The 24,591-nt window shown below is 59.9% G+C and carries 21 protein-coding genes; 19 read left to right on the top strand and 2 right to left on the bottom strand.

What is annotated here, in order from left to right:
- Positions 1–13: 13 nt before the first annotated feature.
- The 15 genes from H4W29_RS02210 to H4W29_RS02140 all read left to right on the top strand — a co-directional run bounded on the left by H4W29_RS02210 (position 14) and on the right by H4W29_RS02140 (position 16,344).
- A complete protein-coding gene (locus H4W29_RS02210; protein WP_192727468.1) occupies positions 14–1,159 on the top strand; it encodes an NADH-quinone oxidoreductase subunit E in 1,146 nt (381 codons plus the stop codon).
- A 12-nt stretch (positions 1,160–1,171) separates the two neighbouring features.
- A complete protein-coding gene (nuoF, locus tag H4W29_RS02205) occupies positions 1,172–2,476 on the top strand; it encodes an NADH-quinone oxidoreductase subunit NuoF (protein WP_192727467.1) in 1,305 nt (434 codons plus the stop codon).
- A 4-nt stretch (positions 2,477–2,480) separates the two neighbouring features.
- On the top strand, positions 2,481–3,137 hold the full coding sequence (locus H4W29_RS02200; protein WP_192727466.1) for a helix-hairpin-helix domain-containing protein: 657 nt from the start codon (positions 2,481–2,483) through the stop codon (positions 3,135–3,137).
- Between the two features lie 223 nt (positions 3,138–3,360).
- Positions 3,361–5,442 carry an NADH-quinone oxidoreductase subunit NuoG gene (nuoG, locus tag H4W29_RS02195; RefSeq protein WP_192727465.1) on the top strand — a complete coding sequence of 694 codons (2,082 nt, stop codon included), beginning with the start codon at positions 3,361–3,363 and terminating at the stop codon, positions 5,440–5,442.
- A 12-nt stretch (positions 5,443–5,454) separates the two neighbouring features.
- Positions 5,455–6,501: an NADH-quinone oxidoreductase subunit NuoH gene (gene nuoH, locus H4W29_RS02190; RefSeq protein WP_192727464.1), complete on the top strand. Its 1,047-nt coding sequence runs from the start codon at positions 5,455–5,457 to the stop codon at positions 6,499–6,501.
- 36 nt (positions 6,502–6,537) lie between these two features.
- Positions 6,538–7,029, top strand: coding sequence for an NADH-quinone oxidoreductase subunit NuoI (nuoI, locus tag H4W29_RS02185; RefSeq protein WP_192727463.1), 492 nt, complete (start codon positions 6,538–6,540; stop codon positions 7,027–7,029).
- Between the two features lie 141 nt (positions 7,030–7,170).
- Positions 7,171–7,788 carry an NADH-quinone oxidoreductase subunit J gene (locus H4W29_RS02180; RefSeq protein ID WP_192727462.1) on the top strand — a complete coding sequence of 206 codons (618 nt, stop codon included), beginning with the start codon at positions 7,171–7,173 and terminating at the stop codon, positions 7,786–7,788.
- A 25-nt stretch (positions 7,789–7,813) separates the two neighbouring features.
- Positions 7,814–8,122: an NADH-quinone oxidoreductase subunit NuoK gene (nuoK, locus tag H4W29_RS02175; protein ID WP_007823900.1), complete on the top strand. Its 309-nt coding sequence runs from the start codon at positions 7,814–7,816 to the stop codon at positions 8,120–8,122.
- Positions 8,123–8,129: 7 nt separating this feature from the next.
- Positions 8,130–10,127, top strand: a complete 1,998-nt coding sequence (nuoL, locus tag H4W29_RS02170) for an NADH-quinone oxidoreductase subunit L (RefSeq protein ID WP_192727461.1) — start codon at positions 8,130–8,132, stop codon at positions 10,125–10,127.
- Positions 10,127–11,638: an NADH-quinone oxidoreductase subunit M gene (locus tag H4W29_RS02165; protein ID WP_192727460.1), complete on the top strand. Its 1,512-nt coding sequence runs from the start codon at positions 10,127–10,129 to the stop codon at positions 11,636–11,638. The genes nuoL and H4W29_RS02165 overlap by 1 nt, the downstream gene beginning before the upstream one ends.
- Positions 11,639–11,652: 14 nt before the next feature.
- Positions 11,653–13,098: an NADH-quinone oxidoreductase subunit NuoN gene (nuoN, locus tag H4W29_RS02160; RefSeq protein WP_192727459.1), complete on the top strand. Its 1,446-nt coding sequence runs from the start codon at positions 11,653–11,655 to the stop codon at positions 13,096–13,098.
- Positions 13,098–13,862, top strand: a complete 765-nt coding sequence (locus tag H4W29_RS02155) for a biotin--[acetyl-CoA-carboxylase] ligase (RefSeq protein WP_192727458.1) — start codon at positions 13,098–13,100, stop codon at positions 13,860–13,862. Before nuoN ends, H4W29_RS02155 begins: the two co-directional genes overlap by 1 nt.
- Positions 13,863–13,879: 17 nt before the next feature.
- Entirely contained in the window at positions 13,880–15,550 is a 1,671-nt protein-coding gene (locus H4W29_RS02150) for a ribonuclease J (protein ID WP_192727457.1), read from the top strand.
- Between the two features lie 3 nt (positions 15,551–15,553).
- A complete protein-coding gene (gene mce, locus H4W29_RS02145) occupies positions 15,554–15,958 on the top strand; it encodes a methylmalonyl-CoA epimerase (protein ID WP_192727456.1) in 405 nt (134 codons plus the stop codon).
- 110 nt (positions 15,959–16,068) lie between these two features.
- A complete protein-coding gene (locus H4W29_RS02140) occupies positions 16,069–16,344 on the top strand; it encodes a DUF1467 family protein (RefSeq protein ID WP_192727455.1) in 276 nt (91 codons plus the stop codon).
- Positions 16,345–16,658: 314 nt separating this feature from the next.
- Here the strand turns inward: H4W29_RS02140 and H4W29_RS02135 are convergent, their stop codons facing one another.
- Positions 16,659–16,937: a hypothetical protein gene (locus tag H4W29_RS02135; RefSeq protein WP_246517096.1), complete on the bottom strand. Its 279-nt coding sequence runs from the start codon at positions 16,935–16,937 to the stop codon at positions 16,659–16,661.
- Between H4W29_RS02135 and proS the strand changes: the two genes are divergently transcribed.
- From proS to H4W29_RS02120, 3 genes are read left to right on the top strand one after another with little or no spacing between them, the layout of a single operon-like run.
- The gene (gene proS / locus H4W29_RS02130) at positions 16,936–18,258 is read left to right on the top strand and encodes a proline--tRNA ligase (protein WP_192727454.1); all 1,323 of its coding nucleotides are present in this window, start codon (positions 16,936–16,938) and stop codon (positions 18,256–18,258) included. The two genes, H4W29_RS02135 and proS, sit on opposite strands and share 2 nt — an antisense overlap.
- Positions 18,259–18,274: 16 nt before the next feature.
- Positions 18,275–19,579 (top strand): lipoprotein-releasing ABC transporter permease subunit, encoded by a 1,305-nt coding sequence (locus tag H4W29_RS02125; RefSeq protein ID WP_192727453.1) that lies wholly within the window; start codon positions 18,275–18,277, stop codon positions 19,577–19,579.
- A gap of 55 nt (positions 19,580–19,634) precedes the next feature.
- Complete coding sequence (locus tag H4W29_RS02120; RefSeq protein WP_192727452.1) at positions 19,635–20,318, top strand: ABC transporter ATP-binding protein; 684 nt, start codon at positions 19,635–19,637, stop codon at positions 20,316–20,318.
- Between the two features lie 3 nt (positions 20,319–20,321).
- Here the strand turns inward: H4W29_RS02120 and H4W29_RS02115 are convergent, their stop codons facing one another.
- A complete protein-coding gene (locus tag H4W29_RS02115) occupies positions 20,322–20,783 on the bottom strand; it encodes a DUF5680 domain-containing protein (RefSeq protein WP_192727451.1) in 462 nt (153 codons plus the stop codon).
- Between the two features lie 311 nt (positions 20,784–21,094).
- Between H4W29_RS02115 and dnaE the strand changes: the two genes are divergently transcribed.
- Entirely contained in the window at positions 21,095–24,580 is a 3,486-nt protein-coding gene (dnaE, locus tag H4W29_RS02110) for a DNA polymerase III subunit alpha (RefSeq protein WP_192727450.1), read from the top strand.
- Positions 24,581–24,591: the final 11 nt, after the last annotated feature.

The following is a 24,591-nucleotide window of genomic DNA, read 5'->3' as shown; positions in this document are numbered from 1 at the left end:
GGCGTGAGGAAGAATGTCCGTTCGTCGATTAGCCGAAGATCAATTCCAGCCGGCCGCATTCGCTTTCAGCGATGAAAATGCGGTTTGGGCGGAAAAGACGATTCAGAAATATCCCGCAGGCCGTCAGCAGTCCGCGGTCATTCCGCTGTTGATGCGGGCACAGGAACAAGATGGTTGGGTCACCCGCCCGGCGATCGAAAAGATCGCCGACATGCTGGACATGGCCTATATCCGCGTTCTCGAAGTCGCGACCTTCTACACCCAGTTCCAGCTTCATCCGGTTGGCACTCGCGCTCACGTGCAGGTCTGCGGCACGACGCCCTGCATGCTGCGCGGCTCGGAAAAGCTGATGGGCGTCTGCCGCAGCAAGATCCACCAGCACCCGTTCGAGCGCAATGCCGAGGGCACGCTCTCGTGGGAAGAGGTCGAATGTCTCGGGGCCTGCGTCAACGCACCCATGGTGATGATCGGCAAGGATACCTATGAGGATCTGACGCCCGAGCGCCTCGAAGAAATCATCGATACGTTTGCAGCCGGCAATGGCGCGAGCGTCAAGGTCGGCCCGCAGATCGACCGTCACCTGTCCTCGCCCGAAGGTGGTCCGACGACCCTGCTGGGCGACGTTGCTGTCACCCGCACTTGGGTTGACAAGGCCCCAACGACTGCATCGGCAGACGGCGCTACCGTTCCGCCCTCCGAGGCTGCACGTCCGAAGAGCACCGATGCCGAGACCAATGCGGCGCTGAAGACGCCGGCAACGGCACCGAAGGCATCCGCCAAGAATGCCAAGGCTGCCGAAGTTCAGCCGCTGTCCGGCACAGCCGCTTCCGAGCCCGCGCCGAAACCTGTCGCTGAAGCCGCTGTGAAGCCGTTGCTGACCGACAAGAATCGCCCGGCCGGCATCGAAAAGCCTGCCGCTCCCGATGATCTCAAGATGATCTCCGGCGTTGGTCCGAAGATCGAAGCAACGTTGCATGAAATCGGCATCTTCACCTTCGCTCAGATTGCAGGCTGGAAGAAGGCCGAGCGCGAATGGGTCGATGGTTTCCTGAATTTCCGCGGCCGTATCGAGCGTGACGACTGGGTCAAGCAGGCCAAGGCGCTCGCCAAGGGCGGCGAAGCGGAATATATCAAGGTCTTCGGCAAGAAGCCGCGGTAAGAGGTGTGAAGCATGTTAGAAGATAAAGACCGCATCTTTACCAACATCTACGGCCTCAAGGACAAATCCCTGAAGGGCGCGATGAGCCGCGGCCACTGGGATGGCACCAAACAGATCCTCGAAAAGGGCCGTGACTGGATCATCGAGGAGATGAAGGCTTCCGGCCTTCGCGGCCGTGGTGGCGCAGGCTTCCCGACGGGTCTCAAGTGGTCGTTCATGCCCAAGCAGAGCGATGGGCGTCCGCACTACCTCGTCGTCAATGCCGACGAATCGGAACCCGGTACCTGCAAGGACCGCGACATCATGCGCAACGATCCGCATACGCTGATCGAAGGCTGTGTCGTCGCGAGCTTCGCCATGGGCGCCAATGCCGCCTATATCTATGTGCGCGGCGAATATATCCGCGAGCGTGAGGCCCTGCAGGCGGCAATCGACGAATGTTATGATGCCGGGCTTCTCGGCAAGAACAACAAGCTCGGCTGGGACATGGACATCTATGTCCATCATGGCGCCGGTGCTTATATCTGCGGCGAAGAAACTGCGCTGCTCGAAAGCCTTGAAGGCAAGAAGGGCCAGCCGCGCCTGAAGCCGCCATTCCCTGCCAATATGGGTCTCTACGGCTGCCCGACAACGGTCAACAACGTTGAATCGATCGCTGTTGCCCCGACCATTCTGCGCCGCGGCGCCGGCTGGTTCTCGTCCTTCGGCCGCCCGAACAATGTCGGCACCAAGCTCTTCATGCTCTCCGGTCACGTCAACAAGCCGTGCACGGTCGAAGAGAGCATGGGCATCACCTTCCGCGAATTGGTGGATAAGCATGCCGGCGGTATCCGCGGCGGCTGGGACAATCTGCTGGCCGTTATTCCAGGCGGCGCATCGTGCCCGATCGTTCCGGCCAAGGACATCATCGACTGCCCGATGGACTTCGACGGCCTGCGCGCCGTCGGCTCCTCCTTCGGTACGGCCGCCTCGATCGTCATGGACAAGTCCACAGACGTCATCAAGGCGATCGCCCGTATCTCCGCCTTCTTCAAGCATGAGAGCTGCGGCCAGTGCACGCCGTGCCGCGAAGGCACCGGCTGGATGTGGCGCGTGATGGAACGCATGGCGCGCGGCAACGCCCAGAAGCGCGAAATCGACATGCTCTTCCAGGTCACCAAGCAGATCGAAGGCCACACCATCTGTGCGCTTGGCGACGCCGCCGCATGGCCGGTGCAGGGTCTGATCCGTAACTTCCGTCCGGAGATCGAAGCTCGCATCGACCAGTATACGGCCAATGCGCTCGATCACGGTGCGGTTCTGGAGGCGGCTGAGTAAGCGCATGACGACCAAGGCATCCGACAGCAAGGTGGGAGAAAGGGCATCCGATTTCGCGGCTGACTTTGGCCGTCTTGCTGCCGGCATGCTGGAAAATGCGCGCGCGATGCCCGTTCATCCGCTGATGGCGCATCCAGCTGCGGCATTTGCCGCAGCCACGGCGATCGGTTTTGGCATTTCCACGCAGATGGCCGGCGTTTTCTTCGGCGCGCTGCAGGGCGCGTTCGAGACGGCGAACATGGCCGCCGCAGCGCTCGATGAAACGCCGCCGGACGAAGAAACACCCGAGATGGATATCCGTCCGGAAAATATTCGCCCGGCTGAAACGGTTGCGCCGGTTCGTAAGGCGGCAAAGCCGAAGCTGACGGTGGTTTCCAGCAAGGCCCCGGCAGCGGAAGCCGCGAAGCCTACGGTTGCCAAGGCGAAGCCCGCCGCAAGGTCCAGGAAGGCTGACGACCTGAAGCTGATCGCCGGCATCGGTCCGAAGCTGGAGCAGGTGTTGAACAAAAGAGGCATCCGCACCTTTGCTGATATCGCGGCATGGAGCGACGCCGACGTTGTGAGCCTGGACGCCGAACTTGGCTTCGACGGTCGCATCCTGCGTGACGACTGGGTTGGTCAGGCCAAGGTGCTGGCGACACGGGGCCGCAGGAAGAAGTAGGTTTCCGGCCGCAGGCCATGGCCGGAGGAATGGCATATCGATCAACGGGGCAGGGGCTCCGGGTTGTGGTGCCGATGGCGGGTTTCGGATCTCGGAACCAGCGAAAGAGAATTTGGGCAATTCCGCGCCAGGACGGACGAAAGGTCTGTCTTGGCAATATGGATGTTGCAAAAATAGGTTTGTTTGCCGGTGCCCGGCGAATGGGAAACAGGACTGAGTGACGATGGCAAAACTGAAGATTGACGGTAACGAGATCGAAGTTCCGGATCATTACACGCTGATTCAGGCGTGCGAAGAGGCCGGTGCTGAAGTTCCGCGCTTCTGCTTCCATGAGCGTCTGTCGGTTGCCGGCAATTGCCGTATGTGCCTCGTCGAGGTCAAGGGCGGTCCGCCGAAACCGCAAGCTTCTTGCGCCATGGGTGTGCGCGATATTCGCGGCGGCCCGAACGGTGAACTGCCTGAAGTCTTCACCAACACGCCGATGGTCAAGAAGGCCCGCGAAGGCGTGATGGAATTCCTGCTGATCAACCATCCGCTGGATTGCCCGATCTGCGACCAGGGCGGCGAATGCGACCTGCAGGACCAGGCGATGGCATTCGGTATCGACACATCGCGCTATCAGGAAGACAAGCGCGCCGTCGAAGACAAGTATATCGGCCCGCTCGTCAAGACGGTGATGAACCGCTGCATTCACTGCACGCGCTGCGTCCGCTTCACGACGGAAGTCGCCGGTATTTCCGAACTCGGCCTGATCGGCCGCGGCGAAGATGCTGAAATCACCACCTATCTCGAGCAGGCCATGACCTCCGAGCTGCAGGGCAACGTCGTTGACCTCTGCCCGGTCGGCGCTCTGACCTCCAAGCCCTTCGCCTTCACGGCTCGGCCTTGGGAACTGAACAAGACCGAATCGATCGACGTCATGGACGCTGTCGGTTCGGCAATCCGCGTCGATACCCGCGGCCGCGAAGTCATGCGCATCCTGCCGCGTGTCAACGAAGCCGTGAACGAAGAGTGGATCTCCGACAAGACCCGTCACGTCTGGGACGGACTGAAGACGCAACGCCTCGACCGCCCTTACGTCCGCAAGGACGGCCGCCTGCAGCCGGCGAGCTGGGGCGAAGCTTTCGGCGCCATCAAGGCTGCCGTATCGGCAACGTCGGGCGACAAGATCGGCGCAATTGCCGGCGACCTCGCTTCGGTCGAAGAAATGTATGCGCTTTCCGAACTGGTAAAGTCGCTGGGTTCCGAGAACCTCGACTGTCGCCAGGATGGGGCGGCACTTGATCCGTCGCTCGGCCGCGCAAGCTACCTCTTCAACCCGACCATATCAGGCATCGAACAGGCCGACGCGCTGCTCATCGTCGGCGCCAACCCGCGCTTCGAAGCAGCCATTCTCAATGCTCGCATCCGCAAGCGTTACCGTCGCGGCGGCTTCCCGATCGGTGTGATCGGTGAGGGCGGCGAGATGCGCTACAAGTATGATTATCTCGGCGCAGGTCCGGATACGCTGAAGGACATCCTCGATGGCGGCCACGCCTTCGCCGAAGTCCTCTCCAAGGCTTCCAAGCCGATGATCATCATCGGCCAGGGTGCGCTGACCCGCACGGATGGCGCAGGCGTTCTCGCAACCGCCGCCAAGCTCGCCGTCAATGTCGGCGCAATCGCTGAAGGCTGGAACGGCTTTGCCGTGCTGCACACTGCAGCCTCCCGCGTCGGCGGCCTCGACCTTGGCTTCGTGCCGGGCGCCAAGGGGGGCAATGCAGCCGAGATGCTGAAGACGATGGACGTGCTCTTCCTGCTCGGTGCTGATGAATTTGACGTCTCGGCAAAGGCTGCAAAATTCACAGTCTATATCGGCTCGCATGGCGACAACGGTGCGCATGGCGCCGATGTCATCCTGCCGGCTGCCGCCTATACGGAAAAGTCCGGCACCTGGGTCAACACCGAAGGCCGCGTCCAGATGGGGAACCGCGCCGGTTTTGCGCCGGGCGACGCCCGCGAAGACTGGGCGATCATCCGCGCCCTTTCCGATGTGCTCGGCAAGAAGCTTCCCTTTGATTCTCTCGGCGAATTGCGCGGCAAACTCTATGCGGCATTCCCGCATTTTGCGGCCGTGGATGAGATCGCCGAAGGCGATAGCGCCCAAATTGCCGCACTGGCGAAAAAAGCCGGTAAGATGAACAAATCCGGGTTTGCGTCGTCGGTCAAAGACTTCTATTTGACGAACCCGATAGCGCGCGCCTCGGCTGTCATGGCCGAGTGCTCGGCGTTGGCCCGCAACAATTTCAAAGTCGCGGCAGAGTAAGGGCAGGAACTCATGGATTCTTTCTTCTCGACCTATGTCTGGCCGGCGATCATCATGATCGGTCAGTCACTGCTGCTGCTCGTCTGCCTGCTGGTCTTCATCGCTTACGTCCTTCTGGCCGACCGCAAGATATGGGCTGCCGTCCAGCTGCGCCGCGGTCCGAACGTCGTCGGCCCCTTCGGCCTGTTCCAGTCCTTCGCGGACCTTCTGAAGTTCGTCTTCAAGGAGCCGGTCATTCCGGCTGGCGCCAACAAGGCCGTCTTCCTGCTTGCTCCGCTCGTGACAGTGCTTCTGGCGCTGTCGACCTGGGCGGTCGTGCCGCTCGCTGACGGCTGGGTGGTTGCCAACATCAATGTCGGCATCCTCTATATCTTTGCGATCTCTTCGCTCGAAGTCTACGGCATCATCATGGGCGGCTGGGCTTCGAACTCGAAGTATCCGTTCCTCGGCGCGCTGCGCTCCGCAGCGCAGATGGTGTCCTACGAAGTCTCGATCGGCTTCGTCATCGTCACCGTCCTTCTCTGCGTCGGCTCGCTGAACCTGACTGACATCGTCAACGCTCAGCGCACCGGTCTCGGCACGATGATCGGCCTGCCGAACTCGTTCCTCGACTGGCACTGGCTGGCGCTGTTCCCGATGTTCATCGTCTTCTTCATCTCCGCACTTGCCGAGACGAACCGCCCGCCCTTCGACCTTCCGGAAGCAGAATCCGAACTCGTCGCTGGCTTCATGGTCGAATACGGTTCAGCTCCGTACATGATGTTCATGCTCGGTGAATATGCAGCCGTCGTACTGATGTGCTCGCTGACGACGATCCTCTTCCTGGGAGGCTGGCTGCCGCCGGTCGATTTCTGGCTCATCAACTGGGTGCCGGGCATCATCTGGTTCATGCTGAAGGCGTGCCTGGTGTTCTTCATGTTCGCCATGGTCAAGGCTTTCGTGCCCCGTTACCGCTACGACCAGCTCATGCGTCTCGGCTGGAAGGTCTTCCTTCCGCTGTCGCTCGCTATGGTCATCATCGTTGCATTCGTCCTGAAACTGACGGGATGGGCCGGCTGATGTCCAACCTCGTTTCCGGCAAAATTGGAGAATAAGATGGGAAGCCTGTCCGCCTCCATCAACTCGCTCTTCCTGAAGGAATTCGTCGGCGCTTTTTTCCTGTCGATGCGGTACTTCTTCAAGCAGAAGGCGACGATCAACTACCCCTTCGAAAAGGGTCCGGTCAGTCCGCGCTTCCGCGGCGAACATGCACTGCGCCGCTATCCGAACGGCGAAGAGCGCTGCATCGCCTGCAAGCTGTGCGAAGCGATCTGTCCCGCTCAGGCGATCACCATCGAAGCCGGCCCGCGCCGCAATGACGGCACGCGCCGTACGGTGCGTTACGACATCGACATGGTGAAGTGCATCTATTGCGGCTTCTGCCAGGAGGCATGCCCGGTCGATGCGATCGTCGAAGGCCCGAATTTCGAATTCGCCACCGAGACCCGCGAAGAGCTTTACTTCGACAAGCAGAAGCTGCTCGACAACGGTGACCGGTGGGAGCGTGAAATCGCCCGCAACATGGCGATGGATGCGCCGTATCGTTGATTGAAATTTGAAATGCCGCTGATGGGGCGCTCTCGTCCACTGCGGTCAACATGCACCGGGCTTTGCCGGCGGAAGCTGCGCGAAGCCCTATCGGGCAGGGAAACTCCCGGCTGCCCGGGGGAAGATGAAAAAGGCACCAACATGGGTCTGCAGGCTCTATTTTTCTATCTTTTCGCCTTTGTCGCGATAGCGTCGGCGTTCATGGTCATCTGGGCGAAGAACCCGGTTCACTCGGTTCTGTTCCTGATCCTGGTGTTCTTCAATGCCGCGGGCCTCTTCCTGCTGCTGGGTGCCGAATTCCTGGCGATGATCCTGCTTGTCGTCTATGTGGGTGCGGTCGCGGTTCTCTTCCTCTTCGTGGTGATGATGCTCGACATCGACTTCACCGAGCTTCGCGCCGGTGTTCTCGAATATGCGCCGATCGGCGCGCTGATCGGTCTCATCCTCGCGGCCGAACTCATCGTCGTCATCGGCGGCAGCGCGATCTCGCCCGAGATTGCCAAGACGGTCGCCATGCCGATCCCGGCGCTTACCGAACGCACCAATACGGCTGCTCTCGGCGACGTGCTCTACACGAATTACGTCTACTTCTTCCAGATCGCCGGCCTGGTCCTGCTGGTCGCCATGATCGGCGCGATCGTGCTGACGCTGAAGCATCGCACCAATATCAAGCGGCAGAATATTTCCCGCCAGGTTGCCCGCACGCCCGCGACCGCCGTCGAGGTGATCAAGGTCAAGCCGGGCCAGGGCGTGAACTGAACCGAGAGGTCAAGGAACAAAGAACATGGTCATCGGACTTTCCCACTATCTCACGGTCAGCGCCATCCTCTTCACGATCGGCATCTTCGGCATCTTCCTGAACCGGAAGAACATCATCGTCATCCTGATGTCGGTCGAATTGATCCTGTTGTCGGTCAACATCAACATGGTCGCCTTCTCGTCGTTCCTCAACGACATCGTCGGCCAGGTGTTCGCACTGTTCATTCTGACTGTTGCTGCTGCTGAAGCGGCGATCGGTCTTGCAATTCTCGTTGTCTTCTACCGCAACCGCGGTTCGATCGCGGTCGAAGACGTCAATATGATGAAGGGCTGAGCGGCTCATGTTCCTCTATAAGGCTATCGTCTTCCTTCCCCTGATCGGCGCGATCATTGCCGGCCTCTTCGGCCGTGCGATCGGTGCCAAGGCGTCGGAATATGTCACCAGCGGCCTGATGATCATCGCCGCCATCCTGTCCTGGGTCGTCTTCTTCACGGTTGCACTCGGTCATCCCGAGGGCGCCATCAAGGTCGAGGTTCTGCGCTGGATCCAGTCCGGCGGCATCGACGTCTCCTGGTCGCTGCGTGTCGATACGCTGACCTCGGTCATGCTGATCGTCGTCAATACGGTCTCGACCCTGGTGCACGTCTACTCGATCGGCTACATGCACACCGATCCGCATCGCCCGCGCTTCTTCGCCTATCTCTCGCTCTTCACCTTCGCCATGCTCATGCTGGTGACCTCCGACAATCTCGCCCAGATGTTCTTCGGCTGGGAAGGCGTGGGTCTGGCCTCGTATTTGCTGATCGGCTTCTGGTATAAGAAGCCCTCGGCATCGGCGGCTGCAATAAAGGCCTTCATCGTCAACCGCGTCGGCGACTTCGGCTTCGTGCTTGGCATCGCCAGCGTCTTCGTGCTGTTCGGCTCGATCAATCTCGATACGATCTTCGCCAATGCTTCGACCTTCGCTCCGGCGGAAGGCGGCGGTGAAGCCGGCGAAGTGGTCCTGAACCTCTTCGGCATGCATCTCGACAAGGCGCATGCGCTGACCGGCGCCTGCCTGCTGCTCTTCATGGGCGCGATGGGTAAGTCGGCGCAGTTCCTGCTGCACACCTGGCTGCCGGACGCCATGGAAGGTCCAACCCCGGTATCGGCACTCATCCATGCCGCAACCATGGTGACCGCCGGTGTCTTCCTCGTCGCCCGTATGTCGCCGATCTTCGAACTCTCGCATGATGCGCTCGTCGTCGTGACGATCATCGGCGCGATCACCGCCTTCTTCGCGGCGACAGTCGGCCTCGTGCAGAACGACATCAAGCGCGTCATCGCCTACTCGACCTGCTCTCAGCTCGGCTACATGTTCGTCGCCCTCGGCGTCGGCGCCTATGGCGCGGCAATCTTCCACCTCTTCACGCACGCCTTCTTCAAGGCTCTGCTCTTCCTCTGCGCCGGTTCGGTCATCCACGCCGTCGATGGCGAGCAGGACATGCGCTACATGGGCGGCCTGCGTCCGCACATCAAGATGACGTTCTGGATGATGTTCATCGGTACACTGGCCATCACCGGTGTCGGCATCCCCTTCACATCCTTCGGCCTTGCTGGCTTCTTCTCGAAGGACGTCATCATCGAGGCTGCCTATGCGTCGCATTCGCCGGTTGCGGGCTTCGCCTTTACACTGCTGGTCATTGCCGCTCTCTTCACGAGCTTCTATTCCTGGCGCCTGATGTTCATGACGTTCTTCGGCAAGCCGCGGGCTTCGCACGAGGTCATGCATCACGTCCATGAATCGCCGCAGGTCATGCTGGTGCCTCTTTATCTCCTCGCGGTTGGCGCAGTTTTTGCTGGTTGGCTTTTTGAGGGCCGTTTCTACGGCGAGGAATATGCCGAGTTCTGGAAGGGTGCTCTCTTCACCGGCGCCGAGAACGAACTGGTGGAAGAATTCCATCATGTTCCGGCATGGGTCGGCCTCAGCCCCTTCATCGCCATGCTGCTCGGCTTCGTGACCGCTTGGTACATGTACATCCGGTCGCCCTCGACGCCGCGCAAGCTCGCTCAGCAGCACCGCGTTCTGTACCAGTTCCTGCTCAACAAGTGGTACTTCGACGAACTCTACGACTTCCTCTTCGTCCGCAGCGCCAAGGCACTCGGCAACTTCCTCTGGAAGAAGGGTGACGTCGGCGTCATCGATACCTACGGTCCGAACGGTATTGCTGCCCGTGTGGTCAATGTAACCGACCGCGTCGTGCGCTTGCAGACCGGCTACCTCTATCACTATGCCTTCGCGATGCTGATCGGCGTTGCGGCGCTCGTTACCTGGATGATGCTCGGGAGTTCCCTCTGATGACCGATTGGCCTATTCTTTCAACGGTCACATTCCTGCCGCTCGTCGGCGTGGTGCTCCTGTTGCTGATGAACGGCGAAACCGAGAACGGCCGCAAGAACGTGCTGTGGATCTCCTTGATCACCACGGTCTTCACCTTCATCCTCTCGCTCTTCATCTGGATCGGCTTCGACAACGCCAATCCGGGCTTCCAGATGATCGAGCAGCATAGCTGGCTCGGCACCGGCATCGGCTATCATGTCGGTGTCGACGGCATCTCCATGCTGTTCATCATCCTCACGACCTTCCTGATGCCTTTCTGCGTGCTCGCAAGCTGGCTCTCGATCGAGAAGCGCGTGAAGGAATACATGATTGCCTTCCTCATCCTCGAAGTGATGATGGTCGGTGTCTTCGTCTCGCTCGATATCGTTCTCTTCTACGTCTTCTTCGAAGGCGGCCTCATTCCGATGTTCCTCATCATCGGTGTCTGGGGTGGTGCGAGCCGCGTCTATGCGAGCTACAAGTTCTTCCTATATACGCTGCTCGGCTCGGTGCTGATGCTGCTCGCCATCATGGCCATGTACTGGCAGGCCGGGACGACTGATATCGCCCAGCTTCTGAACTACAAGTTCCCGCCAGCGATGCAGACCTGGCTGTGGCTGGCCTTCTTTGCCTCCTTCGCGGTGAAGATGCCGATGTGGCCGGTCCACACTTGGCTCCCGGATGCGCACGTCCAGGCGCCGACGGCCGGTTCCGTCATCCTGGCAGGCGTGCTCCTGAAGCTCGGCGGCTACGGTCTCATTCGTTTCTCGCTCGGCATGTTCCCGGTCGCATCGGACTATTTCGCGCCGCTGGTCTTCGCGATGTCCGTCATCGCCATCATCTACACCTCGTTGGTCGCGATGATGCAGGACGACATGAAGAAGCTGATCGCCTATTCCTCGGTCGCTCATATGGGCTACGTGACGATGGGCGTCTTCGCGGCCAATGCACAGGGTCTGCAGGGTTCGATCTTCCAGATGCTGTCGCACGGTATCGTCTCGGCCGCTCTCTTCCTCTGCGTCGGTGTTATCTATGATCGCACCCACACCCGCGAGATCGCGGCCTATGGCGGCCTGGTCAACAACATGCCGAAATATGCGGTTGCCTTCATGGTCTTCACCATGGCGAACGTCGGCCTGCCGGGCACTTCGGGCTTCATCGGCGAATTCCTGACGCTGATCGGCGTCTTCCGCGCCAATACCTGGGTTGCGCTCTTTGCCGCTACCGGCGTCATCCTCTCGGCCGCCTATGCGCTCTGGCTCTATCGCCGGGTGATCTTCGGCGCGCTGGAGAAGGAAAAGCTGAAGGCTTTGCTCGACCTTTCGCCGCGTGAACAGATCATCCTCTACCCGATGATCGCGCTCACCATCTTCTTCGGTGTCTATCCGGCTCCGGTCTTCGATGCGACCGCAGCTTCCGTAGACCATCTGATCAACAGCTATTCGGCCGCAGTGCAGGCAGCGCAGAATGTTGCGCTGTCGATGAAATGACGGGACTTTAGGACATGACTGCTGAAACAATCTCCCTGAGCCTGTACCTGTCCGCGCCGGAAATCATCCTCGCGATCGGTGCTCTCGTCCTGCTCATGATCGGCGTCTTTGCGGGTGAGCGGTCCGGTCCGCTCGTCAGCACGCTGGCGATGATCGTGATTGCCGTCTCCGGCCTCTGGCTGATCTTCGTCCCTGGCGACGGGCTTGCCTATGGCGGTGTTTATCTTGCAGACGGCTTCGCACGCTTCATGAAGGTTCTCGCGTTGATCGGCTCCTTCGTTGCGTTGTTCATGTCGGTGGGGCTCGCCAGAGAAAACCAGCTCGACAAGTTCGAGTTCCCGGTTCTTCTGGTGCTGTGCACGCTCGGCATCATGCTGATGATCTCGGCAAACGACCTGATCGCGCTCTATCTCGGCCTCGAGTTGCAGTCTCTGGCGATCTACGTCATCGCTGCGATCAACCGCGACAGCCTTAAGTCGACGGAAGCCGGCTTGAAGTATTTTGTACTCGGCGCGCTCTCCTCAGGCATGCTGCTCTACGGCATGTCGCTGGTCTACGGCTTTACCGGCCATACGCACTTTGCCGATGTCGCCCAGGCGCTGACGGTCGAAGGCGCGCGTTCGCTCGGTCTGATCTTCGGCCTCGTCTTCATCCTCGCCGGCATCGCCTTCAAGATCTCGGCCGTTCCGTTCCATATGTGGACGCCGGACGTTTATGAAGGCGCGCCGACCCCGGTCACTGCCTTCCTGGCGAGCGCACCGAAGGTCGCTGCCATGGCGATGATGACCCGTATTGTCATCACCGCCTTCGAGCCAGTGCTGACGGACTGGCAGCAGGTCATCGTCTTCATTTCGATCGCCTCCATGCTGCTCGGTTCGTTTGCGGCCATCGGCCAGAAGAACATCAAGCGACTGATGGCCTATTCCTCGATCGGTCACATGGGCTACGCGCTGGTCGGCCTCGCAGCCGGCAACCAGACGGGCGTCACCGGCGTCATGCTTTACATGGCGATCTACATGGTCATGACCCTCGGCTCCTTCGCGATCATCATGTCGATGCGCCGCAAGGATGGCACGGTTGTCGAAAACGTCAGCGATCTCGCCGGCCTGTCGACGACGAACCCCTTCATGGCCGTGGTGCTGACCGCACTGATGTTCTCGCTTGCCGGTATCCCACCGCTTGCAGGCTTCTTCGCGAAGTACTTCGTCTTCGTCGCCGCCATTGAGGCCAAGCTCTATGCGCTTGCTGTCATCGGTGTTCTCGCCTCGGTGGTTGGTGCTTACTACTACCTGCGCGTTATCAAGCTGATGTGGTTCGATGAGGCGACCGGCGAATTCGCCCGTGTCTCCGGCTCGCTGCGCCTCGTCTTCGGTCTCTCCGGCCTCTTTGTAGCCGCCTATGTTCTCATCGGCGGTCCGATCGGCGGCGCGGCTGAGCTCGCTGCGGCAACGCTGTTCTGATGGCTTCCGACAAGCGGCGCCGGATATCGCTCGGCGATATCAGGCACGAGGCCTTGTCGGATACATCGTCGACCAACACGGAATGCCTTGCCCGGGCTCGGGCAGGGGACAGCGGTCTACTCTGGGTGACTGCCGAACGACAGACCGGCGGCCGGGGCCGCCGGGGTCGTCCCTGGGCTTCAGAGCGCGGCAATCTCTATGCCTCGCTTCTCCTCATCGATCCGGCGCCGATGGAGCGCCTTGCCTCCCTGCCGCTGGCAATCGCGGTTGCCGTGCACCAGGCGATCCGCAGCGTCTTGCCGCTAGGTGCGGAGCCGCTGGAGGTGAAGTGGCCGAATGATATCCTCATCGGACGCAAGAAGACCTGCGGCATCCTCGTGGAAGGCGAACGATTGGCTGATGGCCGCCATGCTGTCGTGATCGGCATCGGCATCAATGTATCCGTGATGCCCGACAATCCCATCTATCCTGTCACCTGCCTGCGCGATCAGGGAAGTGCGGCTTCGCCTGAGGAGCTCTTCGCCCATCTCTTTGCATCGATGGCCGAGACGCTTGACATCTGGGACGAAGGGCAAGGTATTGCCGAGGTCACGACGCGATGGCGCGCTGTCGCCTGTGGTATTGGCGAAAAGATAACCGTGAATCTGCCCGACAGGTCGATTTCAGGATATTTCGCCGGAATAGATGATAATGGCCTGTTGATGCTCGATACCGGCACAGGCAGGATAATGCCGATTGCGGCCGGCGATGTATTCTTTGGATAGTGGAAAAAACAAACATTATGGCGAAACAGGACGAACTGGTATTTCTGCCCCTGGGCGGCGTCGGCGAGATCGGCATGAATCTCGCGCTATACGGTTACGGCCCGGCGGATCATCGCCAGTGGATCATGGTAGATTGCGGTGTCACCTTTCCGGGACCGGATCTGCCGGGTGTTGATCTCGTCCTTCCGGATATCCGGTTTCTCGCCAATGAGCGCAAGAACCTCAAGGCGATCATCATCACGCACGCCCATGAGGATCACTACGGCGCGCTCGCCGATCTCTGGCCGGGGCTCAACGTGCCGGTCTACGCGTCTCCCTTCACGGCCGGCCTGCTGGAAGCCAAGCGCAATTTCGAGAAGGACGCGATCGGCGAAGTGCCGGTGACGATCTTCAAGGCCGGCGACAGGATCAATGTCGGTCCCTTCAGCATCGAGGGTATTGCCGTCAATCACTCGATCCCCGAGCCCATGTCGCTGGTGATCCGCACGCCGCTCGGCAACGTCATCCACACCGGCGACTGGAAGATCGACCACGAGCCGTCGCTCGGGCCTCTGACCGACGAGGCGCGCTTCCGTCAGCTCGGCGATGAGGGCGTGCTGGCATTGCTCTGCGATTCCACCAATGCGCTGCGCGATGGCGTTTCGCCCTCCGAGAAGGATGTCTCGGAGAGCCTGCGCAAGATCATCGAGAATGCCGAGGGACGTGTGGCGATCACCACCTTCTCTTCGAATGTCGGCCGTATCCGCACCGTCGCCGAAGCTGCTGAAGCTGCGGGCCGCGAGGTGCTGCTGCTGGGAAGTTCGCTCAAGCGTGTGTGCGATGTTGCCCAGGATATAGGCCTGATGGAGGGTATAAAGCCGTTCATCTCCGAGGAGGATTACGGCTTCATCCCGCGTGACAAGGTCGTCGTCATCCTCACAGGCAGCCAGGGTGAGCCGCGCGCTGCCCTTGCCAAGCTTTCCCGCGACGAGATGCGCAATGTGGCCTTTGCCGCCGGCGATATCGTCGTCTTCTCCTCGCGCGCCATCCCCGGCAATGAGAAGGCGATCCAGGACATCAAGAACGGTCTCGTCGAGCAGGGGGTCCATATCATCACCGACACAGAAGCGCTGGTGCATGTGTCCGGCCATCCGCGCCGCAACGAGTTGCAGAAGATGTACGAGTGGACGCGGCCGAAGATCGTCGTGCCCGTGCATGGCGAGGCGACGCATCTGACGGCGCATAAGGAGCTTGCAGAACAGTCGGGCATTCCGACAGTGCCGCGCGTGCGCAACGGCGATTTGCTGCGGCTTGCGCCGGGACCGGTCGAGGTGATCGACGAAGCGCCGCATGGCCGCATCTACAAGGATGGGTCACTGATCGGCGACTTCGACGAAATGGGCATAGGCGAGCGCAAGAAGCTTGCTTATGTCGGCCATGTCGCCGTCAGCATTGTGCTCGACAGTCGCTACGACATCATCGGCGAGCCCGATCTCGTGGCAATCGGCCTGCCTGCCTATGACGACGAGGGCGAGGATATGGAGGATACTCTGTTCGATGCCGCAATCAGCGCGATCGAGAGTATTCCACGCGCCCGCCGCAAGGATATCGACATGATGCAGGAGGCTGCGCGCCGCGCCGTGCGCGCCGCCGCCAACAATGCCTGGGGCAAGAAGCCTGTCGTCACCGTCTTCATCACCAGGGTCTGAGTGATGCTCGGCCGGGTGAACCATATCGCCATCGCCGTGCCAGACCTGAAGGCTGCCTCTGCGAGCTATCGTGACACGCTGGGCGCCGTGGTCTCCGAGCCACAGTCCCTGCCGGAGCATGGCGTCACGGTCGTTTTCGTGGAGCTGCCGAACACCAAGGTGGAACTGCTGCAGCCGCTCGGTGAAGCCTCGCCCATTGCGGCCTTCCTCGAGAAGAACCCGTCCGGCGGCATGCATCACATCTGCTACGAGGTCGACGATATCCTGGCCGCGCGCGACCAGCTGACGGCATCGGGGGCGAGGGTGCTTGGCAATGGCGAGCCGAAGATCGGCGCTCATGGCAAGCCGGTGCTTTTCCTCCACCCGAAGGACTTTTTCGGTACATTGATCGAGCTGGAACAGGTCTGACGCTCTGCGTCAGAGTGACCTAAACACTCTGCTCCCTTTGAACTGGCCGCCATTCCGGCTTATAAGCAGCCAAAACCTGCCGCCAAGGCACCATATCGACGGGAACCAAGATGTTTCAGGCCTTCCTCCAGGGATTCGCAGTTTATTTCATCATCTGGTGGATCACGCTTTTCGCCGTGCTGCCGATCGGCCTGCGCACCCAGGCGGATGATAATGATGTTGTGCTGGGCACCGTGCCGAGCGCGCCGACCCGTTTCCGCCCGGTCTTCGTCTTTTCGCTGACGACGCTCGTTTCAGGTGCAATTTACGGCTTCTGGTATATCTGTTCGACCTATTTCGGGCTTGGCTTCGACGCACTTCCACAAATAGGGCCTAGCTTCTATTAGGAGTAGCTTTTGCTCAATCTTTGAGCAGATGTAAATGCAACCGCGAAAAACCTGTCATACGCACGTCATGCAAGTGAGGCAAAGAGCTTGCGTAACGGAAGGGGAGCTTACCTAACGAAAGGCAGGCTTGATTTTCCTGGAGTGCGGGAAGTCGAAAAAGCAAAAAAAACAAGGCTAAAAGCCTTGTTTTAATTATCGCGTGATCCTTAACCGTTACCGGGGCAGCGACAAGCGCGCCTAAGATCTGATCCTCCCAAGACTTGACCGCGAGTTCGGCAAGAATTTAACCTTCCTGCCTGTTTTGTGAGCTAAAGCTAGCTCAAAGATTGTGCTTTGTCATTAGCTTTTTTTGCATTTTTGCTACACTCACGCAAAATTTTTCTGTTGACAAGATTTACCTTCAAACCCTTATAAATACGCGCTTTTTCACGCCTGCTGAATTTGTGGGCGCTAACATGTGTCTGCGGGAGGCAGCTCGCGTCGGTCGCGGGTTTCTTTCCTGCCGCGAAGCGGCTATGAACGCTCCCATCTTTAACAAAGACCGTCGATTCCGCTTGGCTAAGCGGCGTCTCAACTGTACCGGAATCCGCCATGCGTCTGTCCCGCTTCTTCGTACCCATCCTCAAGGAAAATCCCAAGGAGGCGGAAATCGTCTCCCATCGGCTGATGTTGCGCGCCGGCATGATCCGCCAGCAGTCGCAGGGCATCTATTCTTGGCTGCCGCTGGGCAAGAAGGTGCTGGACAAGGTCAACAACATCATCCGCGAAGAGCAGAACCGCGCCGGCGCCATCGAGCTTTCAATGCCGACGCTGCAGTCGGCCGAGCTCTGGCAGGAAAGCGGCCGTTACGACGCCTATGGCAAGGAGATGCTGCGCATCAAGGACCGTCAGGATCGTCCCATGCTCTACGGGCCGACCAACGAAGAAATGGTCACGGATATCTTCCGTTCCTCGGTCAAGTCCTACAAGGATCTGCCGCTCAATCTCTATCACATCCAGCTGAAATTCCGTGACGAGATCCGTCCGCGCTTCGGCACCATGCGCTCGCGCGAATTTATGATGAAGGACGCCTATTCCTTCGACCTGACGCGCGAAGGTGCGGAACATTCCTACAACAAGATGTTCACCGCCTACCTGCGGACCTTCGATCGTCTCGGCCTGCGCGCCATTCCGATGCGCGCCGATACCGGCCCGATCGGCGGCAATCTCAGCCACGAGTTCATCATCCTGGCCGATACGGGCGAGTCCGAAGTCTTCTGCCACAAGGATTTCGTCAATTTCGACATCCCTGTCGAAAACACGGATTTCGATAGTGTCGACGGCCTGAAGGGGATTTTCGACAAGTGGACGTCGCTCTATGCCGCGACTTCGGAAATGCACGACGAGGCGGCCTTCAACGCCATTCCGGAAGGCGAGCGTCTTTCTGCGCGCGGTATCGAAGTCGGTCATATTTTCTACTTCGGTACCAAGTATTCCGAGCCGATGGGTGCAAAGGTGCAGGGTCCTGACGGCAAGGAACATTTCGTTCACATGGGTTCCTACGGCATTGGCCCGACACGCCTTGTTCCCGCCATCATCGAAGCATCGCATGATGAGAACGGGATCATCTGGCCGGAGTCGGTCGCGCCCTTCGATGTCGTGGTCATCAACATGAAGGCCGGCGACGAGGCCTGCGACGGTACCTGCGAGCTGATCTATGCAGCGCTGACCAAGGCAGGCAAGGACGTGCTTTATGACGACACGGACGATCGTGCCGGCACCAAGTTTGCGACCGCCGACCTGATCGGCGTGCCGTACCAGATTATTGCCGGCCCGCGCGCGGTCGCGAACGGCGAAGTGGAAGTGAAGGACCGCAAGACCGGCGCCCGCGAAACGATGACCATCGAAGCGGCGATCAACAGGTTCGTGGCTTAGGAAAGACGGAGGCGAAATGGCAGAGGCAGCAGTGGACCGGAGTTCCAAATCCGGCTTGGGTCCGGCTGGCAAGCCATTCTCCACCTTCGAACGCCTTGTGGCGTGGCGCTATCTGCGCGCCCGCCGCAAGGAGGCGTTCATCTCGGTCATTGCCGGCTTCTCCTTCGTCGGCATCATGCTGGGCGTTGCGACGCTGATCATCGTCATGGCCGTCATGAACGGGTTCCGCACGGAACTGGTCTCCCGCATTCTCGGCATTAACGGCCATATGATCATCCAGCCTGTCGATGGTCCCTTCACCGACTACGCCGATCTCGTCAAGAAATTCGAAGCCGTACCCGGCGTCAAGATGGCACTGCCATTGGTGGAAGGCCAGGTGCTGGCCTCCTCGCAGACCGGCGGCAGCACAGGCGCGCTGGTGCGTGGCACGCGGGCTGAAGACCTGAGCAAGCTGAAGACGGTTTCTGACAACATCAAGTCCGGCGACATGGTCGGATTTGCCGCTGGCGATGGCGTTCTCGTCGGAAGCCGTATGGCCGATCAGCTCGGACTGCGCGTCGGAGACCTGATTACGCTCACGTCACCGGAAGGTGACGTGACGCCGATGGGCGTCAATCCGCGCATCAAATCCTACAAGATTTCCGGGCTCTTCGAGATCGGCATGTCGGAGTACGATGCTTCGATCATCTACATGCCGCTCGAGGAATCGCAGCTTTATTTCAATGCCGACGGGCTGGTGCAGTCGATCGAGCTCTTCGTCAACAACCCCGATGATATCGACAATCTGAGGCCGAAAGTCGAGGAGGCAGCCGGCCGGCAGATCGCCATCACCGACTGGCGCCAGCGCAACCAGACCTTCTTCTCCGCCTTGCAGGTGGAGCGAAACGTCATGTTCATGATCCTGACGCTGATCGTGCTCGTCGCTGCGCTCAACATCATCTCCGGTCTCATCATGCTGGTGAAGGACAAGGGCAGCGATATCGCGATCCTGCGCACCATGGGCGCAAGTTCAGGCGCCATCATGCGCATCTTCTTCATGACGGGGGCTGCGATCGGCATTGTCGGCACGATCGCCGGCGTGCTGCTCGGCGTGTTCGTCTGCATCAACATCGAGTCCATCCGTCAGTTCTTCTCCTGGGTGTCAGGCACGGTGCTCTTCGATCCGCAGCTCTATTTCCTCAGCCAGCTGCCGGCGGAAATGGATCTGAGCGAAACGGTTTCTGTCGTGATCATGGCACTGACACTCTCCTTCATCGCGACGATCTTCCCCGCCTGGCGCGCCTCCCGCCTCGACCCCGTCCAGGCCCTCCGTTACGAATAGGCCGGGACCCAAGGTCATGCATGATCCAAGGCCAAATCCAAGGAATGCCGCATTCATGAAACGCAACGTCGTTCTCAAGCTTTCGGGCGTCGAGCGCCATTACGGGCAGGGCGAAACGCTGCTGACCATCCTCAAGGGGGCGGATTTCTCGCTGACGAGCGGTGAAATGGTGGCGCTGGTTGCACCTTCAGGCACAGGCAAATCGACGCTTTTGCATGTGGCGGGCTTGCTGGAACATCCCGATGGCGGCGAGGTAACGGTCAACGGCCGCCCCTGTGATGGCCTTTCCGATGACAAGCGCACGGCGATCCGTCGCGGCGAGATCGGCTTTGTGTATCAGTTCCATCACCTGTTGCCGGAGTTCTCGGCGCAGGAGAACATCATGATGCCGCAACTTATCGCCGGCCTCTCGTGGAAGGAAGCGAGCGAGCGGGCAAAGATGCTTCTGGATTACATGCGCATCGGCCACCGCGGTGCGCATCGCCCGGGCGAGCTTTCCGGCGGCGAGCAGCAGCGTGTGGCGATCGCGCGCGCCGTTGCCAATGCACCGAGCCTGCTTCTGGCCGACGAGCCGACCGGCAATCTCGACCCGGAAACCGCCAGCTACGTCTTCGACGCTCTGGAGGCCCTGGTGCGCCAGTCCGGCCTTGCCGCGCTGATCGCCACGCACAATCACGAGCTTGCCCGGCGCATGGACCGGCGCGTAACGATCTCCGACGGCAAGGTCGTGGATTTCTGATTATCAGGGGATAATCAGCCCGCCGCGATAATCGAGCTCATAGGCTTTTTGACCATCTACGAGAATGAATTCGTGACCACGGAAATGCGTGCAGTCGCCTTCGCTCGTATCGACATAGCGCCCCAGCGAATGATCGAAGACCATGCCGCCGAGGAAGCGGCCCTGCTTGTAGAGCTGTGACAGCGCGGCGCTAATGATCGTGCCGGCGACAGTTCCGTCGATGATCCCGGGCTCGATGATCCGCCCGAAATAATTCATCGCCCAGACCGGCTTTTCCTCCAGCCACACCACTTCCTGACCGGCAAAATCCGTACCGCCGAAATAGCTGTCGAGATAGCGCCAGATGCCGCGCTTGTAGCCGAGGTCATGGGCACCGATCCGGTAGGAGGGCTGCGCCTGGGCGCCGGCAACATATGTCTGCGATTTGGCTTCGACAATGAAGCCGTTGAGTTCCTGCGTGTCCATCGTCCCACTGCTCCGATGTTAACCATGTCCCGCAGAAGCGGGGGGTAAACCTGTTGACAACGGAACATACATGGAACAAATTAAAAACATAAGAGCAAAGGAGAGCCAAATGACTGACATGATCCGTGATATCGCAGCATTCACCTCCATCGCAATGTTCATTGCCAGCTTCTCGCTGATCGTCATAGCAATGTAAGAATTCAGGGATCGCATGGCAGCCATGCGATCCCGAAGCGGGACTTTTTCTGGACAGAATCGCCTTCAATGCCGACAATGCGCGCTCTTCATTGAGGTGGTTGGAAGGGCATATCATGGCGGATGCGGAACAGAGTGCGATCGGCGGAAAGCCGGGTTTCGTCCATCTGAGGGTTCACTCCGCCTATTCGCTGCTCGAAGGCGCGCTGCCGCTCAAGAAGATCCTCTACAAGGCAGCGGGCGACAGCCAGCCTGCCATTGCGATCACCGATACCAACAATCTCTTCGTCGCTCTGGAATTTTCCCAGAAGGCGCTGGACGACGGTCTGCAGCCGATCATCGGCTGCCAGGTGTCGATCGATATGGAAGACGGCCTCGAAACAGAAAAGCGGGGCGGTCAGCAGGCGCTGGTCAAGCTGCCGTCCATCGTGCTTCTGTCCGCTACCGATGCGGGTTATGAGCGGCTGGTTGATCTTGTCAGCCGCGCCTATCTCGGCGGCGAAGGTAACTCGACCGTCCATATCCGTTCCTCCTGGCTGGAGGAGATCGGCACGGAGGGGCTGATCGCCCTGACAGGTGCTGCGACCGGCCCGATCGACATGCCGCTCAAGGACGGCCATGCCGCCCCGGCAGAGACGCGGCTGCTGACGCTGAAGCGCATCTTCGGCGACCGGCTCTATGTTGAGTTGCAGCGCCACGGTACCTATGACAAGCGCCATGAGCAGAAGGTCATCGGCCTTGCCTACAAGCACGATCTGCCGCTGGTTGCGACCAACGAGGCCTTTTTCCCGACGCGCGACGACTACGATGCCCACGACGCGCTGATGGCGGTCGCCCACAATGCCATCGTCTCCGATGACAGCCGCTTCCGCCTCTCGCCGGATCATTATCTGAAGAGCCGTGCGGAGATGGAAAAGCTCTTTGCCGATTTGCCTGAAGCGCTCGATAATACCATCGAGATCGCACGGCGCTGCTCTTTCATTCTGAAGACCCGCAAGCCGATCCTGCCGCGTTTCACCGGCGCGACCGACGATCCCGAGGAAGCAGAACGCGCAGAATCGCTCGAACTTCGCCGACAGGCGGAGGAAGGGTTGGACATGCGCCTTGCCGAGCTTGGAATGTCGGCAGGTTACGAAGAGAAGGATTACCGCGAGCGGCTGGAATTCGAACTCAGCGTCATCGAGCGCATGAAGTTCCCCGGCTACTTCCTGATCGTTGCCGATTTCATCAAATGGGCCAAGCAGCATGACATTCCCGTCGGCCCGGGCCGTGGCTCGGGTGCAGGCTCGCTGGTCGCCTATGCGCTGACGATCACCGACGTCGATCCGCTGCGTTTCTCGCTGCTCTTCGAACGCTTCCTTAATCCGGAACGCGTGTCGATGCCGGACTTCGATATCGACTTCTGCCAGGATCGCCGCGAAGAGGTGATCCGTTACGTGCAGCAGAAATATGGTCGCGAACAGGTGGCGCAGATCATCACCTTTGGTTCGCTGCAGGCGCGCGCCGCACTGCGCGACGTCGGCCGCGTCTTGGAAATGCCCTACGGTCAGGTCGACAAGATCTGCAAGCTGGTACCGAACAACCCGGCAAACCCGACACCGCTTTCCAAGGCGATCGAGGAAGAGCCGAAGCTGCAGGAAGAGGCCGCCAAGGAGCCGGTCGTCGCCCGCCTTCTGGATATTGCTCAGAAGATCGAGGGCCTTTATCGCCACGCCTCGACCCACGCCGCCGGTATCGTCATCGGCGACCGTCCGCTGTCGAAGCTCGTGCCGATGTATCGCGATCCGCGCTCCGACATGCCGGTCACCCAGTTCAACATGAAGTGGGTCGAGCAGGCCGGTCTCGTGAAGTTCGACTTCCTCGGCCTGAAGACACTGACCGTGCTCAAGGTCGCCGTCGACTTCTGCAGGAAGCGCGGCATCGAGGTCGATCTTCCGAAGATCCCGCTCGACGACAAAAAGACCTACGAGATGCTTTCACGCGGCGAAACGGTCGGCGTGTTCCAGGTTGAAAGTGCCGGCATGCGCAAGGCGCTGATCGGCATGAAGCCGGACTGCATCGAAGACATCATCGCGCTGGTCGCCCTCTATCGCCCGGGTCCGATGGAAAACATCCCGACCTACAACGCCCGCAAGCATGGCGATGAGGAGCTGGAATCGATCCATCCGATGATCGACCATCTGCTCAAGGAAACGCAGGGCGTTATCGTCTACCAGGAGCAGGTAATGCAGATCGCCCAGGTCCTGTCGGGCTATTCGCTTGGCGAAGCCGATCTTCTGCGCCGCGCCATGGGCAAGAAGATCAAGGCGGAAATGGACCAGCAGCGCGAGCGCTTCGTCGTTGGCGCGGTCAAGAACGGCGTGTCGAAGCCGCAGGCCGACAACATCTTCGAACTCTTGGCAAAGTTCGCAAACTACGGCTTCAACAAGTCGCATGCTGCCGCCTACGCCATCGTCTCCTACCAGACGGCCTATATGAAGGCGCATTATCCGGTCGAGTTTCTGGCCGCCTCGATGACGCTCGATATGTCCAACACCGAAAAGGTCAACGATTTCCGCCAGGATGCCAAGCGTCTCGGCATCGAGGTCATCGCGCCCTCAGTCCAGACCTCTTTCCGCCATTTCCAAACTGGCGAGAACAGGATCTATTACGCGCTTGCGGCTCTGAAGGGTGTCGGCGAATCCGCTGTCGATCACATCGTCGAGATGCGCGGCGACAAGCCCTTTGCCAGTATCGAGGATTTCTGCCTGCGCATCGATCCGCGTCAGGTGAACCGCCGCGTGCTGGAAAGTCTGATCTATGCCGGCGCCTTCGATTGCTTCAACTTGGATCGCGCCCAGCTTTCCGCCGGTCTCGACCGCGTGCTCGGCTATGCGCAGCGCGCCCAGGAAAACAAGCTCAGCGGCCAGTCGGATATTTTTGGCGGCGCGCTGTCCTCAGGTCCAGAAAAGATCGCCCTGCCGCCATTCTCGCCCTGGCTTGCCTCCGAGCGGCTGCTCAAGGAATTCCAGGTCCTCGGCTTCTACCTGACCGCCCATCCGCTCGACAGCTACAACAACATCCTCCAGAAGATGCGCGTCCAGACCTTCGCCGATTTCTCCACCGCGGTGAAGCAGGGTGCCGCGAACGGGCGACTGGCAGGCACGGTCATTTCCAAGCAGGAGCGCAAGACGCGCACCGGCAACAAGATGGGTATCATCGTCTTCTCGGATTCCTCCGGCCAATACGAGGCCGTGCTCTTCTCCGAAATGCTGAACCAGTATCGTGACATACTGGAGCCCGGAAAATCCTTCGTCATCACCGCTATCGGCGAAGAGCGGCCGGAAGGTGTCAGCCTGCGTCTGCAGACCATCCAGTCGCTGGAGGAAAAGTCGCTGCAGATGCAGAAGGCGCTGCGCGTCTATGTGCGCGACTCCGGCCCGCTACGCGCCGTTGCCGCACATCTGAACGCCAAGGGCGACGGCCTCGTCTCCTTCATCGTCATCAAGGAGGAGGGCAAACGCGAGGTCGAAGTGGTGCTTTCTGACAAGTATCGTATCACGCCGGAAATCGCAGCCGCTTTGCGGGCAGCTCCTGGTGTCGTGGACGTCGAACTCGTCTGAACGAAGAGAGC

Source organism: Rhizobium viscosum, from assembly GCF_014873945.1.
Taxonomy (GTDB): domain Bacteria; phylum Pseudomonadota; class Alphaproteobacteria; order Rhizobiales; family Rhizobiaceae; genus Rhizobium; species Rhizobium viscosum.
The sequence above is the reverse complement of the archived record's forward strand: the minus strand, read 5'-3'. Positions and strand labels throughout refer to the sequence as shown.